This window comes from Streptomyces sp. NPDC057565, assembly GCF_042801455.1.
In the GTDB taxonomy this organism is placed as follows: domain Bacteria; phylum Actinomycetota; class Actinomycetes; order Streptomycetales; family Streptomycetaceae; genus Streptomyces; species Streptomyces yanii.
Map to the genome: position 1 here is coordinate 15,267 of NZ_JBHVFU010000079.1, position 16,657 is coordinate 31,923.

At 67.5% G+C, this 16,657-nt stretch carries 13 protein-coding genes and 4 pseudogenes; 9 read left to right on the plus strand and 8 right to left on the minus strand.

The genetic code is table 11. From position 1 onward, the window contains the following. Positions 1-2: 2 nt before the first annotated feature. Positions 3-1,190, plus strand: a complete 1,188-nt coding sequence (locus tag ACFU8W_RS47315) for an aspartate kinase (RefSeq protein ID WP_384051971.1) — start codon at positions 3-5, stop codon at positions 1,188-1,190. 77 nt (positions 1,191-1,267) lie between these two features. After that, positions 1,268-1,986, plus strand: a pseudogene (locus ACFU8W_RS47320) (IS6 family transposase). Between the two features lie 481 nt (positions 1,987-2,467). On the opposite strand, the gene ACFU8W_RS47325 reads toward ACFU8W_RS47320, so the two are convergent. Both ACFU8W_RS47325 and ACFU8W_RS47330 read right to left on the minus strand, forming a co-directional pair. Beyond that, positions 2,468-3,028 carry a cysteine hydrolase family protein gene (locus tag ACFU8W_RS47325; RefSeq protein WP_384051973.1) on the minus strand — a complete coding sequence of 187 codons (561 nt, stop codon included), beginning with the start codon at positions 3,026-3,028 and terminating at the stop codon, positions 2,468-2,470. Further along, complete coding sequence (locus ACFU8W_RS47330; RefSeq protein ID WP_384051975.1) at positions 3,025-3,849, minus strand: alpha/beta fold hydrolase; 825 nt, start codon at positions 3,847-3,849, stop codon at positions 3,025-3,027. Before ACFU8W_RS47330 ends, ACFU8W_RS47325 begins: the two co-directional genes overlap by 4 nt. Positions 3,850-3,906: 57 nt before the next feature. Here ACFU8W_RS47330 and ACFU8W_RS47335 point away from each other — a divergent pair, with 57 nt between their 5' ends. Then, positions 3,907-4,410, plus strand: coding sequence for a MarR family winged helix-turn-helix transcriptional regulator (locus ACFU8W_RS47335; RefSeq protein WP_384051977.1), 504 nt, complete (start codon positions 3,907-3,909; stop codon positions 4,408-4,410). A gap of 274 nt (positions 4,411-4,684) precedes the next feature. Here ACFU8W_RS47335 and ACFU8W_RS47340 read toward each other — a convergent pair whose 3' ends face one another. The 3 genes from ACFU8W_RS47340 to ACFU8W_RS47350 all read right to left on the minus strand — a co-directional run bounded on the left by ACFU8W_RS47340 (position 4,685) and on the right by ACFU8W_RS47350 (position 7,985). Next, positions 4,685-4,864, minus strand: a complete 180-nt coding sequence (locus ACFU8W_RS47340; RefSeq protein WP_384051979.1) for a hypothetical protein — start codon at positions 4,862-4,864, stop codon at positions 4,685-4,687. A gap of 387 nt (positions 4,865-5,251) precedes the next feature. Further along, positions 5,252-6,514: an MFS transporter gene (locus tag ACFU8W_RS47345; protein ID WP_384051981.1), complete on the minus strand. Its 1,263-nt coding sequence runs from the start codon at positions 6,512-6,514 to the stop codon at positions 5,252-5,254. Positions 6,515-6,644: 130 nt separating this feature from the next. Then, the gene (locus tag ACFU8W_RS47350; RefSeq protein ID WP_384051983.1) at positions 6,645-7,985 is read right to left on the minus strand and encodes a phenylacetate--CoA ligase family protein; all 1,341 of its coding nucleotides are present in this window, start codon (positions 7,983-7,985) and stop codon (positions 6,645-6,647) included. A 245-nt stretch (positions 7,986-8,230) separates the two neighbouring features. On the opposite strand from ACFU8W_RS47350, the gene ACFU8W_RS47355 reads away from it, so the two are divergent. The 3 genes and pseudogenes from ACFU8W_RS47355 (at position 8,231) to ACFU8W_RS47365 (ending at position 10,419) form a co-directional block, all read left to right on the plus strand. After that, positions 8,231-9,004 (plus strand): IclR family transcriptional regulator, encoded by a 774-nt coding sequence (locus ACFU8W_RS47355; RefSeq protein WP_384051985.1) that lies wholly within the window; start codon positions 8,231-8,233, stop codon positions 9,002-9,004. A gap of 256 nt (positions 9,005-9,260) precedes the next feature. Continuing rightward, positions 9,261-9,672: pseudogene (locus ACFU8W_RS47360) on the plus strand (transposase); the annotation flags it as partial. Positions 9,673-9,750: 78 nt separating this feature from the next. After that, positions 9,751-10,419, plus strand: coding sequence for a reverse transcriptase/maturase family protein (locus ACFU8W_RS47365; protein WP_384052000.1), 669 nt, complete (start codon positions 9,751-9,753; stop codon positions 10,417-10,419). 148 nt (positions 10,420-10,567) lie between these two features. Here the strand turns inward: ACFU8W_RS47365 and ACFU8W_RS47370 are convergent, their stop codons facing one another. The 3 genes and pseudogenes from ACFU8W_RS47370 to ACFU8W_RS47380 form a co-directional block, all read right to left on the minus strand. Further along, complete coding sequence (locus tag ACFU8W_RS47370) at positions 10,568-12,016, minus strand: hypothetical protein (protein WP_384051987.1); 1,449 nt, start codon at positions 12,014-12,016, stop codon at positions 10,568-10,570. 69 nt (positions 12,017-12,085) lie between these two features. Next, a complete protein-coding gene (locus tag ACFU8W_RS47375; RefSeq protein ID WP_384051989.1) occupies positions 12,086-12,442 on the minus strand; it encodes a hypothetical protein in 357 nt (118 codons plus the stop codon). 306 nt (positions 12,443-12,748) lie between these two features. Next, positions 12,749-12,886 (minus strand): annotated as a pseudogene (locus ACFU8W_RS47380) (IS6 family transposase); the annotation flags it as partial. 77 nt (positions 12,887-12,963) lie between these two features. Here ACFU8W_RS47380 and ACFU8W_RS47385 point away from each other — a divergent pair. The 3 genes and pseudogenes from ACFU8W_RS47385 to ACFU8W_RS47395 all read left to right on the plus strand — a co-directional run. Then, positions 12,964-13,863, plus strand: a pseudogene (locus ACFU8W_RS47385) (IS3 family transposase); the annotation flags it as partial. A gap of 403 nt (positions 13,864-14,266) precedes the next feature. Next, positions 14,267-15,469, plus strand: a complete 1,203-nt coding sequence (locus ACFU8W_RS47390; RefSeq protein WP_384051991.1) for a M14 family zinc carboxypeptidase — start codon at positions 14,267-14,269, stop codon at positions 15,467-15,469. Between the two features lie 11 nt (positions 15,470-15,480). Then, a complete protein-coding gene (locus ACFU8W_RS47395; protein WP_384051993.1) occupies positions 15,481-16,512 on the plus strand; it encodes a M14 family zinc carboxypeptidase in 1,032 nt (343 codons plus the stop codon). Positions 16,513-16,657: the final 145 nt, after the last annotated feature.

The following is a 16,657-nucleotide window of genomic DNA, read 5'->3' on the forward strand; positions in this document are numbered from 1 at the left end:
TCATGGCTCTGCTCGTCCAGAAGTACGGCGGATCCTCCATCCCGAGCCTGGAAAGGATCAAGGCCGTCGCCCAGCGCATCGCGGCCGCCCACCACGCGGGACACGACATCGTCGTGGTGATGTCCGCCATGGGCGGCACCACGAACCAGCTCCTGACGGACGCACAGAGCATCACCGCCGCTCCTCCCCCACGGGAACTCGACGCCCTCCTGGCCACGGGCGAACAGGCCTGCACCGCGTTGACCGCCATGGCACTCAACGCCCTCGGCACCGAGGCCTGTTCCTTCACCGGCTGGCAGGCCGGCATCCTCACCTCGCACACCTACGGCAGCGCCGACATCATCGATGTCCATCCATACCGGGTCCGCAATGCACTCGCCCGCGGCGTCATCCCACTGGTAGCCGGCTTCCAGGGACTGACCTGCGGCAGCGCCGACGTCACCACACTCGGCCGCGACGGCTCCGACACCACCGCGGTCGCCCTCGCCGCCACACTCAAGGCCGACGCCTGCGAGATCTACACCGACGTGTCCGGGGTCTACACCGCAGACCCCAAAGTCGTCCCCGAAGCCCGGCCACTGGCCTGCCTCACTCACCAGCACATGCGCGAAATGGCAGCCAGCGGCGCAAAGGTACTAGCTCTGTCCAGCGTGGAATACGCCCAAAAGCACGGCGTAACCCTCCACGTCCGCTCGTCCTACAACCACTGCCCCGGAACCATCGTGTCCGACAAGTTCTTCGACGTCACCTACGCGCAGCAGAGCCCGACCGTCATCGCCATAACCCACAACCCCCACAACACCAAGATCACTCTGCCCGGCCGCCCCGAACCGGCACCAACCCTGCGCCTCCACGCAACCACATCCACCGCCGCCGGACGGTCCACCCCGCGCTCGTATCCCTCGCACACCGGACACGGGGACGTCCCCTACGACGAGTACATCGCTACCGCCTCACTGATCGGGTCCGGCCTGTGCGCCCACCCCGAAACACTCGCGACACTCCGCAGAACCCTGACACGCGTCGGGATCCCCTTCACACCCTTGACCATGACGGACACACGAATCACCCTCATGTGCCCTCCCTCCTACCTTGCCGACACCGTTCGCGCGCTACACAAGGCGTTCCTCACCCACACGCCACAACCACCGGTCCCACGGCACAACCGCCAACTGACCCTGCAGCCATGACCCAGAAGGGCGGCACTGTCACGTTGGCGGATGGCGTGGGAGGATCCTCGGGTTGATCATGGTGGAGGGGATCGCCGGTGGGGAGCGCGTCGCCGTCGTACAAGGGGCACCGATACCCGGTCGAGGTGATCTCCCACTGCGTGTGGCTGTACTTCCGCTTCCCGATCAGCTTCCGTGAGGTGGAGGAGCTGATGCTCCAGCGCGGCGTCGTCGTCTCCTACGAAACGGTCCGGCGGTGGTGCCGGAAGTTCGGGCAGGCCTACGCCGACAGACTGCACCGCCGCCGGCCCCGGCCCGGGGACAAATGGCATCTGGACGAGGTGTTCATCAAGGTCAACGGGGAGCGGAAGTACCTGTGGCGGGCCGTCGACCAGGACGGCAACGTGCTCGACATCCTCGTGCAGAGCCGCCGGGACAAGGCCGCCGCCCGGCGCTTCTTCCGCAGACTGATGAAGAAGACGAGCGCGGTGCCGCGAGTGATTGTCACGGACAAGCTCCGCTCCTAGGGCGCGGCCCACCGCGAGGTCATGCCCTCGGTCGAACGCCGCTCCCACAAGGGCCTGAACAATCGGGCGGAGAACAGCCACCAGCCCACCCGCCGGCGCGAACGCGCGATGAAGGGCTTCCGCAGTGTCGGCGCGGCCCAGCGGTTCCTGTCCGCGTTCAGCGGCATCTCACCCCACTTCCGACCCCACCGCCACCTGATGACCGCCCCGACCACCGAGCCGAGATGACCATCCGCTTCGCCATCTGGGACCAGATCACCGGCGCTGTCGGCCAGCCCACCACGGCCTGAACACAGGCCCGGACCGCAGGCCCACCATGCCCCGACACACCGGTAGACACCCACACATCCAACAACGTGACAGCGCCGTTTTTCGGGATCGTAAGGGACGGGGTGCGTGCCCTGGTCGTAGTCCTTGCTCAGCTGCGCGCACCCCGCCCCACGTCGACCGAAACGACTCGCCACAGTGCGAGTCACGCGACCCATCGGACACGCCCCAAGCCGATGTCGCGTGCGGCCGGTTCCCTCCACCGCCTCTCCTACCTCACCTGAGCGCCATCACGCCGGCTCGCGCACCAGCCAGTCGGCTCGCACGCCGCGACGATCGCGCGTTCGGCCAGCGCCGCTGGCCTGCCCGGCTCGTCGAAGGCGGCATCGCTGCCCACAAGGATTTTCACCTTGCCGTGACGGAGCATCACGGCAAGGTCGTTCCCGGAGCAGCAGCGATGCGCCGACGTGCACCACCACACACCAGGCTCTCCCCCGTTTGCCGCTACCGGGGTGTGGTGGCATTGAGCCAGTCGTCGACGGTGACGACGTCCGCCCACTGCGGGAACAGCTTCTCGGTGAGGAACCGGTGGACCTCGGCGTCGGTGTCCAGGCAGGCGTCGGCGAGGACAGTGAGGTCGAAGTCCAGGTCGTTGGCCTGGCACAGGGTGTGCAGCACCACGGCGCTGGTGGCGATGCCGGTGAGCACGAGGCTGTCGATGCCGTGCGCCCTGAGCACCACGTCGAGATCGCTGCCCGAGAACGCGCTCGCCCGTCTCTTGGTGACCACCACCTCGCCCGGCCGAGGCGCGACATCGGGGTGGATTTCGGTGCCGGGGTCGCCCTCGACATGGAGCCCGGCTCGCGCGACGGCGGTCAGTGCCCTGTTGCGCGGGCCGACTTCCGGAAAGCCCGGGCGTAACGCGATGATCACGTAGATGACAGGAATGTCCGCCTCCCGGGCACCGTCGATCGCCCTGCGCAGGCGCGGGAGGTATCCGGAGCCGTCGTCGGCGATGTCCACGATGGCTCGCTGGACGTCCATCACCAGAAGGGCGCTGCTCATACGGTCTCCAGGAACGACGTCAGTTCGGCGTTGAAGCGGGCCGGGTTCTCCATGTTGGGGTAGTGCGCGGCCGCAGGCACCGTGGCGGTGTGCCCGCCGGGGACGAGCTTCGCCAGGCGGCCTGCCATGGCGAGGTGGTCCGGTGCGTCGAGGGCACCGTTGATCGCGCACACGGGGACGGCGATCCCGGGCGCGCGCTCCCAGGTGGCCGTGACCGGTACCCGATGGTCCGCTTCGCCGGGCGCGTGCTTGCCGAGCGTGCCGAGTGCCATCTCCCGCACCCGTCGCATCAGGTTGGCATCGACGTCGGCCGGGTCGCGGTGCGGGCCGGCGACGAACCGCTGAAACGCTTCGACCCAGCCGGCCGCGTCGCCCGCCGCCAGCGCCCGCCCCTCGGCCGAAAGGACATCCAGCGCCCACGGGTCCTCGAAGACGGGCTCGCTGGTGCCGACACCGCTGACGACGACCGCGCGGACCAGGTCCGGGTGTTCCAGCGCGCAGTCGACGGCGGTGGCCCCACCCATCGACACTCCGACGAGTACTGCCGGGTCCGCCTCCAGGCCGCGCAGCAGCGCGGCGACGTCGTCGGCGGGCCGGAACGGGCCGGTCGCGTTGTCTGAGCCGCCATGCCCGCGGGCGTCGAACGCGATGACCCGATGGCGTGCGGCGAAGACCAGGATCTGTTCCTCCCACATGCGGTGATCGAGGAAGCCGCCGTGCAGGAACACCAGAGGCGGCCCGGAACCGGCCTCACGGTAGGCGAGTAGGCCATCGACCGTCTGCAGGGAACGGATCGGAACGGATGCGAGATCGACACTCATGACAACTAAGGTGTCATTCTCGAGGTGACTTGGCAACCAAGGTGTCATGATGAACGTATGACGGACGAACATACCGAGGCCCGCCCAGCGCTCTCCCGGGACGAACTGGCCGGACGCCTCACTGAGGTCTTCGACGTGGTCGGCCCGCTCTACCGGCGGGTCCATCGCAAGGTGGAGCAGACGGCGCCGATCGAGGGCCTGTCGGTCGGGGTGCGCGCGGTGCTCGATCTCCTGCGTGCCCAGGGGCCGACGACGGTGCCGCAGATGGCGCGGGCGCAGGCACTCAGCCGGCAGTTCGTTCGTCGCATGGTGAACGATGCGGCGCGGCACGGCCTGGTGGAGAGCGTAGCCAACCCCGCGCACCGTCGCTCGTCACTCATCAGGCTCACCGATGAGGGCCGGGCCGCGATCAGCGCCGTGCGAGCCCGCGAACTCGCGCTGTTGCGTCGCGTGGACGGCGACCTGACCATGGCGGACGTCGACGCGTGCCTCCGCGTACTCGGCGCGATGCACACGCTGTTCGTGGACGTGGACGTGGACGTGGACGTCGACGTGGACTGAGCCTGGGTACTCGTTCAGTCTCCCGCGGGTCGTGGTGGGGGCCCGGTCGGCCGCATGACGTTGGCCGGCCCGCTTCCGAGCAACGTGGAGCCGGTCCAGGGCCGGGACAGTTGCGAGCCGGCACAGGGCGGGCTACCCGAAACGGCCGCACGCTGGCCCCAGTTCACCGGCTGCTGCCACCGACGACGCAAAGCAGTCAAAACAGCCGCCACCTCCGGGCGTGAGTAGTTGAGGTACAGGAAATCCTGGTGAGATTGATCTTGCTGGGTTTCGCCTACGTCGTAGGGGCTTCGAGCTGGCGGGGAACGGTGCCAGCGCACAGTTCCTTCAGGTCCGGGATGTGGTTGCAGAGGGTACCCGGGGAGACGCCCAGCAGCCCGGCGATCGAGGTGACGGAGCGACCGGGGTCGGGCAGCAGGTCGCAGGCAGCGCGGATGACTTCCTCAGTGGCCACCGTGGGGCGCCCGCCGACCCGGCCGCGGGCGCGGGCGGCGGCCAGGCCCTCGTGGCAGTCGACCTCGTCGCAGTTCGTCGCTTTGGCGGCACTGGTCCGTCCAGCGGTAATCCCCGTGCGGTTCCCGCCCCATGGGGATTACCGCTGAACGGACGGGCAAGGAGCGAACCGCATCGTGCGCACCGTGCTGCCGGTACACGCCGGTGAGGTCGGTGCTCCGTGGACATCCGTCCGGTGCGCGTGGCGTGCGGTCGGCCGGTGGGGCCGCCGCGCCGGGCCGCCGTCGGTGCGGCAGTGCCGTCAGGAGTCTGCGGTGTGGTCAAAGCCGCGCAGGAGGGATCGAGCTCCTGCGCGGCCCGGCTCAGGCTGATCTTGCAGGGCTGCGGACTACTCGGCTGCTACGGCCACTGGCTCGGGAGACCGTTCGCGTGGCCGCGGCTTTCTCAGCGCTACGACGCACAGCAGGGAGGCGAGCAGGGGGACGGTGAAGAGGAAGAAGATCTTCTGTGGGGCCCATCCTCCGGAGAGGAGGTAGCCGACCAGGATGGGCGCGGTGATGGACACCAGCCGCCCGATGCCGATCATCCATCCCATGCCGGTGGCGCGGGCGGCGGGGGTATACACGCCGGGTGCCACGGTGTAGAACCCGGCGATCGCCGCGGTGGTCAGCAACCCCAGGAGTGCCACTACGGCCATGGCCACCCCCATGTGTCCGGAGATCTGTCCGAACAGCGCGTAGGAAACGGTTGCTGCGGTCAGCGCGCCGGCCAGGAGCAGTCGGCTGCGCCATCGGCGGGCGAGGGCGCTGAAGAGGAAACAGCCGATGATGCCACCCAGATTGGCGACCGTGCCCACGGTGACGCCCAGCGCATCGTCGCCGGAGACGGAGGCCATGATTTTCGGCATCCACGTGTTGGCGAAGTAGTACGCCGCCACCAGGCAGCCGTAGCCGGCCCAGAGCTTGAGGGTCTGTGAGCGGGTGGGCCGGGTCAGGATCTGCCGTGCGGCGCCTTGCGGGCGCTGCGTCTCCTGCCGCGCCGGCAGCTCGGTCAGGGCCGGGTGGCCCAGTTTCGCCAGGATCGCATTGGTTCTGCCGAGCACGTCGGCAGGACGGCGGGTGAGCAGGAAGTCCAAGGACTCTGGCAGACAGCGCCAGGAGATCACGAGCATGATCACGCTGAGGGCTGCCCCCGTCACGAATACCGCACGCCAATCAAAGTGCGCGATCAGCGGATTGGCGGCGAAGCCTCCCGTTGTGGCACCGATGGGATATCCGGCGGCATAGATGCCGATGACGGAGCCGCGGCTCTTGTCCGACGCGTACTCGGACACCAGGACGTTCAGGTTGGCCATCATGCCGCCGACGCCGAGCCCGGTCAGCGCACGGAAGGCCATCAGTTGGGCCGCGTCCTGGCTGAAGACTGACAGCACCATGCCGAGACTGACGATCGTCATCGAGAGCAGTGTCAGCTTGCGGCGGCCGATGCGGTCCGCCGCCGGGGTGAGGATGACAGACCCGGCGGCCATGCCGAACAGGCCGGCGCTCAGCAGATAGCCGAGTGTCACCGCGTCGATGCGCCAGGCGTGCGACAGGCTGGGCGCCGCGTACGCCATGACGGAAACGTCGAAGCCGTCGATGAGGGTAAGCATTAGGGCGACCGCGACCGCTCTGATCTGGAAGCGGCTCATCCGAGACTGGCGAATTTCCGCCAAGAGGTCCATGACTCTCCCTGTGTCCGTGCGGGTGGAAAGGAGGGGCCGGGGGCTGGGCGGGAAGGAGTTACTGCCCGACGTAGGTGAGGGCGTTCTTGTACTCGCCGACGGGGATGGCGCCACGCCGAAGGAACTCGACGGCGACCCGCACCCGCAACCGCTCGAGCACCGCCGTCTCAATGCGGTCACCCAGGTCGCCGGTGGACCCGGGCGAGTGGCTCTCGGGCAGTTCGATCTCCAGTGGGATCGCCTCATCGAAGCGGACCTGGTCCGCGTGCGCCTTGCGCAGCCGTAGCGGACCGGCGATCTCGGCGGCGAAGCCGTCCACGACGACGTCCCGGATGGCGCTGGGGAACACGTTCATGGCCTTGTAGATCAGCATGTCGTCGGTACGGCCGACACAGCGGATCAGCGGCGAGGTACGACCGCACGGGCAGTCCGTGCCCACGACCCGGACGTGGTCGCGGGACCGGAACCGCACGACCGCGGTGGCCTGGCGCGTGAAGGTGGTGTAGACGGCCTCGCCATGGGCGTCGAACTCCCAGGGCACGGGCTCACCCGTGGTGGGGTCGACGAGCTCGACGAAGACGTTGCGACCGGCGGTGAAGTGCATGCCGCGGCCTTCGGCACACTCGGCCCACATGCCGGGCATGACATCGCAGAGCCCCATGACCTCGCTGATCCGGTCCGCGCCCCAGCCGCTGCGCACCCGTTCGCGCATCGCCTCCTGGCCCATGCCCGGCTCCCCGCCGGCGATAACGGTGTGCACCGATAGCTGGTCCGCCGGAACACCGAGGACCTCCTCGCAGCGGCCGGCGAAGAACGTGGCGAAGGAGGCAGTCCCGATCAGTGTGTCGACCTTGAGTTTCTGCATGATCGTCGCCATCCGGGCCGTCGTCTGGCCACCGACCCACACAAGGGTGGCGCCGATCCGGCGCACCGCGTCGGCGTACGGCATGCCGCCCGCCACCAGGGGCATGCCGGTGGTCAGCGCGACCACGCTGTCGCGGCGGACACCAGCCGTGAAGAACATGTTGGCGACGCTGTCCAGCCAGCTCTGGTGGTCCGCATCGGTGAGGCCGAAGAACACGGGGACGCCTGTGGTCCCGGAGGACGCGACCACTTGGACGATGTCACCGTTGTCGACACCCTGCAGATCGCCAAGGAGGGCATCGGTGCTGGCCGCCTGCTGGCCCGCCCGCAGGTCGTCCTTGGTCGTAAACGGGACCGCTGCCCAGACAGCAGTTGATCCCGCCTGGTCGACGGGGACCCCGTCGAGCCGCTGGGCGTAGAACGGGGAGCTCTTGGCCAGGCCGGCCAGAAAGGCGGCGAACTGACCGCGCTGCCACGTCCTCAACTCGTCCCATGGCATGGTGTCGAACTCGGCATCCCAGTAAGCATCGGCCATGGCGATGGACTCCTTCATCAGGGGAGGTAGGGGCGGATGGAAGAAGAGGTCGCCGCCCCCGGTGTTCTGGGGCGACAGCCCCGCGCGCGTGGCCGACCCAGGAGGCCCGAGCCCACGGGGCTTTGGTGCGCGAGGCGGGAGGAGGCTCCGGGAGGTCCCACTTTTGGCGGCTGACCGGAGCACTGTGACGAGCATGCTGCCCCGGTCTTCTGGTCAGCGCAATGAGTTAGTGTTCTAATTCTGTGATGCAGAATCAGATGCCCTCGTATCCGATCGAGTCCGTCGACCGGGCCCTCCAACTGCTTGCGATGCTCCAGTCCGGCCACCGCCTGAGCGTGAAGACCGCCGCGGAGAGACTGGGCGTTGCTCCCTCAACGGCACACAGACTGTTCGGCGCGCTCTGCTACCGCGGGTTCGCCCGGCAGGACGAACAGCGCCTGTACTGGGCCGGCCCGGCCCTCAACCCATGGACACCGGTCGCCGTCTCACACACCGCCCTGAAGAAGGCAGTGCGCCCGGCCCTGGAGCAACTGCAGCTCCAACTTGGCGAATCGGCGAACCTCATGGTGCTCCAAGGCACCTACATCCGCTTCCTCGACGGCGTTGAGAGCGAGCAGATGCTCCGTGTCGGACTACGGAACGACGGCACGATGCCGGCGTACTGCTCTGCCGGAGGCAAGGCGATCCTGGCCGCACTCGATCCGGCCGAAGTGGAGGAAGTGCACCGCGATGGCCTGCCCCGCTGGCCCACGGCGAAGATCTCCACAACCGACGATCTCGCGCGCCGTCTGACGGAGGTCCGGGACCGCGGCTACGGGCTGAGCCTGGAGGAAACCGAAGAAGGCGTGGCTGGTGTGGGTGCCTGCCTGCGGGACTCACTCGACCGCCCCGTCGGCGCCATCACGGTGGCGGTGCCCACTATGCGCTTCTCCCAGCACGATCTCGGGCATTACGCCGATCCGATACTGAAGGCCGCCGCGGCCGCAAGCCGCCGGATCGGCGAGCGGTGCACGGCATGAACGCTTCCACGCAACCTTCGGACGTACCGGCCATGCACCCGCGTCGAACTCTGGCCGCACCGGCAGGCCGCGATCGCCGCCCGCACCCGCGTCCTGAGCATGACCGTGTCCGCCTGCCTCTCGACCTCCTCGATCAACAATGCGGACAGGTACGGAAACAGCTCCAAGAGCACATCACAAGAGCACGCAATGCACGATCGCGAACGACTGACGCGCCCCGCTGAAGCGTCCGCATCACAAGATCGTCGGCAGAACCAAGATCAGGGACGGGCAGGTCGCGAACCGGCCGATATACGTGGTGCTGGCGGTGACCGTGGACGGCACTCGCGACATCCTCGGCATCTGGGCAGGCGACGGCGGCGAGGGCGCCAAGTACTGACTGCACGTGTTCACCGAGCTGAAGAACCGCGGCCTGGACGACGTGCTCATGCTGATCTGTGACGGGCTCAAGGGCCTTCCCGAAGCCGTGGAGACCGTCTGGCCCCGCACGATTGCCCAAACGTGCGTGGTTCACCTACTGCGGAACTCGTTCCGATATGCGGCCCGCCAGGACTGGGACAAGGTCGCCAAGGCCCCTCAAGCCCGTCTACACCGCCCCGAGCGAGGCCGCGGCGACGGAGCGGTTCCTGGAGTTCCAGGAGGCATGGGGCCGGAAGTATCCGGCGATCATCAGCTGTGGGAATCGCCGGGCTCATGACGCGATCGCCGAGACGCGCTACCTCGCTAGCCATTCCTACGAATGGGTGGTGGAGGGCGACATCACGGCGTGCTTCGACGAGATCTCGCACACGACCCTGATGGACCGGGTGCGGAGTCGGATCGGGGACAAGCGGATGTTGCTCCTGGTGAAGGCGTTCCTCAAGTCGGAGATCATGTCCCGGGACGGCGCCTTCACGGACACGCGCACCGGAACCCCGCAGGGTGGGATTCTCTCGCCCCTGCCGGCCAACATCGCACTCTCGGCCCTGGACGAGCACATCGCCCAGGCGCCCGGAGGACCAGGCAGTACCTCCGGGGAACGGCGCAAGAGACGGCGTCGGGGAATGCCCAACTACCGGCTGGTCCGGTACGCGGACGACTTCCTCGTACTCGTCTCCGGCAGCCATGACCACGCCGCCGTCGCCGAACGGGACGCGAAAGCGGGAACCCAGCGCATCCAACACCGTTCGGGATGCGCCCAGTACGCAGCAGTGGGTCCAGGACTCACTCATGCACACTGGCTAGGAACGGTTATTCGGTGGATTCGGCGCAAGCACCCCGGGATCACGTGGAAGCAGCATCGCCGCCGCTACTGCGACGGCGGCTGGTGGCCCGCCACCGAGGACGGCGAACTGTTCAATCCGGCGAAGGTAAGCACGACCAGATACCGATACCGAGGAACAGTGATCCCGAGCCCGTGGCTCACTGCGGCATGAGAATCGGAGTATCCCAATCGGGCCTTGTGGAGAGCCCGGTGCCCGGAGACGGGCACACCGGGTTCGGGAGGCGGCTCGGGGAAACTCACTGGTGGAAACACCAGCAGGGCGCCCCGAGTCGACCTCACTCACGGCGCGGGATGCACCCTCAGCCGATCGGTGGACGCTGCGAACGGGCTCCGAGACACTCGGCGTTGAAGTTCGCGACGATGTAGTCCCAGACGGCCTTCGCCTCGTCGAGGACGAATGAAGGTTCACCCCGCAGGAAGGCGCTCCAGGCCAGGCGGGGCAGGAGCCAGCCGCGCCACCAGGTGTTCTGTCTGGCCGAAAACATGATCCGGTCCAGGCCGTCGACGTGGCACAGGCCGAAGTAGTGGCCGAGTTCGTGGATCGGCACGTACTTCCAGATCTCGTCCGGGGTGTTGTCGATGAAGGCCGCACCGGAGGTGTCCTGCGCGCTCAGGCCGCAGGCGCTCCGGCGCAGATTGCCGGTCAGGCCTCGCAAGGTGTCCGTGTACCGGAAGACGCCGACGACGACGGGGTGGCAGAGCTCGGCCCGCGCCGCGGTGTCGTCTGCCGTCTTGTCGGTGCGGCCGATGACCTCGATGAGAAACTCGCTCAATGACGAGTTCGCGATGCCTGTGTCGAAGCCGTTGTGGACGATGTGGGGTGCCTCGGTCACCGGGACGGTGGTCCGGTCGAAGCTGAGCATCAGCGCCAGCTCACGGCCCTTCCCCTCGGCCGTGCTGACCTTCTTGTCGAGGGCGCCGTCGCGCATGGGCAGGGCGATGAAGGCCGGGCCCCGCGATCCGCGGGAGCTGAGGTAGGTGTCCAGTTCGTCCTCGGAGATGGGGTTGTCGATCTCGCCGAAGCCGCCTCCGCCGACCACATCCCCCTTCTTCAGGGTCTTGTAGCGCTTGCGGTTCCAGAACCCCTCGTTGAATTCGAAGCCGCACAGCTCGCGCAGGTTGATGCGGCCCTGCTCGTGCAGCACCACGAGATTGGGTACGGCCGGCTCGCGCGGCGAGGGTGTCTCCGAGTCCAGCACGGTGCGGAAGGCCGTGGCGTTCAGCCGCAGCCCGAACGCGCCGTGGTCGAGGCGAATGGCCTCCTTGATCTCGGCGAGGGTGCTGCCGGTGTACGCCGCCTCCAACAGCCCGCGGACGTGCCTCTTCAGCCGTGACTCGTTGATCTCATCGATGATGAAGCCGACGGTCTCGCCGAGGGGTGCGCGAACGAGTCGGAGGGCTCCCAGGACGACGCCGATGCCGACGCGGAGCAGACCGTCCAGGATGCGGCGCCAGTCGAGAGTGACGATGCCGACGATGACGTCCCACACACCGCCCAGGACGTCCCCGACGATGTCGACGATGGTGGCGACGATCGTGCAGACGACTCGCGTGACCCATTTGCCGACGGTGACCACCACCCACCGCACGACCTTCACCAGATAGGTGACGAACCAGCAGACCCAGCCCCGCGGGTCGTACCAGGGGTAGTCCTTGCACTTCTTCTCCTGGCGCTCCTCCCACTCCTCGATGGGCTTGGAGACCTGCTCCTCCACCCATTCCGTTATCTCGGTACAGACCAGGGCCATGGGACATCCTCCTTCCTGGCCTCCCTGACCGGTGCACCGGCCAGGGATCTCTGCCGCACCTGCGGCCGGTCACGCCCCGCTCATGCGCCGCAGCAGGGCGCGGAGGCGAAGACAACTCCACGCCAGGCCGAGCAGCTTGCCGACGACGGCCGCACCGACACCGACGACGAGGGCCGTCCCGACCGGTGCCCACGACCAGCCGTGCCGCGAGAGCTGGAGTACGAGGACTGCGGTTGTGGCGACGACGAAGGCCGTCATCCCCACGCCACAGCCGCAGTCGTTGAACAAACGACGGATTGCCTTGGCCGACCGGTCTTGTTCCTCGGCGACCAGCCACGGAGTCCGGACCACGACCTCATCGACGCAAGGGCGTCCCAGCCAGCTCGCGAGCGTGGCCGCCGCCCTTAGGTCATCGATGGACTCCAACGTCAGGAGCATTGGGCGACCACCGCCCCTGAGAGAACGGGCGGACGCTGTGGAGAAAGCCTTGACGCGGGCGTCCCAGGTTTCGGGCATGACGCTGACGCCCCCTCAAAGTCGTGCCATTGGAGGCGCGGACGGAGTAGCTCCCCACAGTGGGTGTACCCGTATTGACACTACGTCACCCTCGCCTGCGACGAGGAGGCTCGTCCGTTCCGCTGGACCTACGACAGAACGGCGTTGTCACGTTGTCGTTGGTGTTGGTGCCTGGCGTCGTGTCGGGGCGTGGTGGTGCTGGGTTCCGGGCCTTGGTCAGGTCGTGGTGGACTGGCTGGCGACGCCGGTGATCTGGTCCCAGATGGTGAAGCGGATGGTCATCTCGAGGCGGTGTTCGGGGGCGGTCATGAGGTGGCGGTGTGGTCGGAAGTGGGGTGAGATGCCGCTGAACGCGCCCGCCTGCGCGAGCTGGAACGCGAGAACCGGGAACTCTATATGAAGACCGAGTTCCTGGGAAAAGCGGCGGCCTTCTTCGCCCAGGAATACCGGTGACGGAGAAGTGCGAGTTCATCGACGGCGAGGCCGACAACTTTCCCGTGCAGCAGATGTGCACCTGGGCAGGAGTACCCACGTCGGGCTTCTACCACTGGAGATCGAGGCCATTGTCGGCCACCGCGAAGCGCCGTGCGGAACTGAGGGCCATCATCGTCCAGGTCTTCTCTGACTCGCAGGAGACCTACGGCTACCGGCGTGTCCACGCCGCGCTTCAGCGCTTGAACGTGCAAGCCGGAGCGGAACTGGTCCGCGCGCTGATGCGCGAGCTCGGCCTGGTGCCATGCCAGCCGCGGCCCTGGCGGGCAACCACGATCGCCGATGATGCGGCGCCGGCCACGCCCGACCTGCTGGCCCGTGACTTCACCGCTGACGCTCCCGGGCGCAAACTGGTCAGCGATATCACCTACGCTCACACCTGGGCCGGGTTCCTGTATCTCGCGACCGCCATCGACTGTTACACCAAAGCTGTGGTCGGCTGGGCGATGACTGACCACATGAAGACCTCCCTCATATCGGATGCACTCGATATGGCGGCCCGGAACATCGACCTCGCCGAAGGCTGCATATTTCATTCCGATCGAGGCAGTCAATACACGTCTCGGGAACTTCGTTGCAAGCTTCGCTCGTTGGGCCTGAGAGCGTCGGTCGACCGCACCGGTGCCTGTTGGGACAATGCGATGGCTGAATCATTTTTCGGTGCCCTCAAGAATGAACTCGTGCATCGAACTGCATTCCCAACACGCGCACATGCCCACCGGGCGATCGTCCGCTACATCGAGATGTTCTACAATCGACAACGCCTCCACTCCGGACTCGGCTACAAGACTCGCGCAGAAGTCCAAGCCGCGTATGAGCAGTTGCAGGCAGCGGCGTAAGACGAACCCTCAACACCCCTGTCCGAGAAGCGCAGGGCCCCTCAGCCTTCTAACCAGTGAAGACTGAAGACAGTTGAATGAGAACTCATGGTGACATCGAAGTGCGAAGTCGCACCTGGCGGCGGACCTCGTCGTGAATGCGGCGTCGCCACCGACGGCAACGGGCCCGACGGCCGAGCGACCACCCCGGACCGTCCCGCCCCGATTGGCGCCCCAGCGCCTCGATGACCGGCCGGGCCGATGCCTGGTCCTGTCCCGGTACAGCAGTGAAGACAGAGGATGCTGATGTCTTGTCATGCGCGCTGCCGGGGATCAGACTGGGCCGACAGACCGTGATCGCTGCAATCGTTCTTGTCGGAGGGGACCGGGGGGATCCCTCCCATCGACCGGAAAGCGAGAGCACATGCGTCGACGCACGATCCTGGCCGGGATGGCAGGCCTCGGGGTGGGGACGGTTCTCCAGCCGTCGGCCTACGCGGAACCGCAGTCGCGGCCCAACGGGCCGTGGATCCAGCCGGAACAAACAGTCCAGAAGGCCGCGCTGACGGCGAACTCCGAACTCGGCCCCAAACTCCAGAGCATCGCGGCCCGTTCGAAGGGCAGGATGGCCGTGGAGGTGGCTGGTCACTCGGCCGGCGGTTGGCCCATCCATCTCATACGGTTCGGCGAGCCCGCCGTCGGCAAGCTCCCCGTACTGATCCAGACCCAGATCCACGGCGGTGAACCTCTCGGCACCGAGGTCGCGCTGCATCTGATGCAGACGCTCGCCACCAGCTCGCATCCGACCGTCAAGGCGGTCCTCGACCGGCTCGCAGTCTGGTTCATCCCGCGGCTCAACATGGACGGTGCCGACTTCCGGGACGCCGACGGCTTCCTCGTACAGCGGCGGCAGAACACCCAGCGCTGGACACCGCAGGAATGGGGACTCGCGGCGGGCACACCGGCGCCGTGGTATCTGCCCCGTACGCTGCTGGAGCCCGGCCGGGTCTCCGGCTACGACATCAACCGCGACTTCCACCCGGACCTGACGTTCCGGCTGAAGCCTGGCGGCGAAGGCCTGTTGCCCGGACGCTCCGAGCTGCCGGGCTTCTTCGTAACGCCCGAGGCGCGCACCTCCGCGGCGGTCTTCCAGCGGATGAGGCCGAAGGTCTTCATCGACCACCACCACCGCGGCAGCAACACGCAGTCCGACACGGACAACCAGCTCACCACGCTCCAACTGGTCGGCATCGTCACCAAGGGCACCGCCGGATATCCGCTCGACCCGGCCGCCCGCGACCTGGGCTACCGGGTCAATGTGCTCGTCTGGGACACCCTGCGCGCCCTGGGCCAGTCGGGCTTCGGAGGCATCACCCGCTACCCCGACGTCGAACTGCCGGGCACCGCGCTCGGATCCTACGCACTCAACGGCGCCGGAATCATGCTCTACGAGACGCGCTCGGTGGCCCAGAAGTCCATGGGCATGCTGATCCGCCAGTCGCTCATCGGGATGGGCGCCACGCTCGAGAGCCTCGCCACCGGTGACATCCAGAACGTCGACCCGGCCCGCTACTACGACATTCCGCCGGCCGGCCCGTCCATCGGCAATCCGCGCGACGACCTGTGAGGGAGGCACCCATGATCGGACGACGCACACTGCTCGGGGCCGCCGGCGCGCTGGCTGCCGGACTGGCCGGCGTCTCCACCGCCTCGGCGGACCCGGCGCATCTGCCGGGCGGGCCCTGCATCCAGCCGGACCAGAACGTCAGCCTGGCCAGCGTCGCGGGATACGACGACGTGGTCCGGCAGCTCGACCGTATCGCCCGGACCTCGCACGGACTCGTCAACATCGGAACGGCCGGTCTGTCGGGCGAGGGACGCAAGCTGCTGTACGCCACCGTCGGCACTGGGCCGACCGTCTTCTGGCTGCAGGCCCGTATCCACGGCAACGAACTGCACAGCACCGAGGCCGTCCTCCAGATCCTCGGGCACCTGGCGAGCGGCGACCCGGCCGCCCGCCTCATCCGCGAGAAACTCACCGTCGTCGTCCTCCCCATGTACAACCCGGACGGCGCTGAGGCCAACATCCGCCAGAGCACCACCCCGACCCGTACCGACCTCAACCGTGACTGGGAGAACTTCGTCCAGCCGGAGTCGGTCGCCTACTGGAAGCTGTGGCGCCGGACCGCCCCGCAATTGAGCCTCGACCTGCACCACATGGGTCAGGCCCCGGTGGTCGCGGGAACGAGCGACCTCAACCAGTTCCAGATCGGAGCCCGTTCCATCGCCCCGTCCCGGATGACAGCCGAACAGTGGCTCACCAACCGGCAGATGGCCATGGCCAGCGTCGACGCGCTGGACCACTACGGCCTGGCCAATGTCGCCCACTACCCGCTCATCGACATCACCAACGCCGTCTTCAGCCGCATGCTCATGGGTGGCACGGCCCCCGCCGGCGAACAGCCGGTGCTGCACACGCCGACCAAGGGCGCGATCTTCTACGAGGTCCGCTCGGTCGGCCAGAAGAGCAACGGCCAGCTGGAACGGCTCTTCACCATCCCCACGATGGCGGTTCTCACGGCAGCCGCTGACGGCTCCCTCGGCTCGTACGACGTCTCAGGCTACGGAAGCCTTCCGTTCGCCGTGCAGGAGCAGTGCGGCGGCAGCTGACGACTGCCGGACGCGGGTGGGCCTCGCCCCACGGCGCGGGGCCCACCGCACTAGTGTCTTGAGTCTTTATTTCATTGCAGAAGTAGGCTGGGTTCATGGCGCGTATGGGTCGGCCGACGGTCGAGGTGGTTCTGGCGGATGAGGA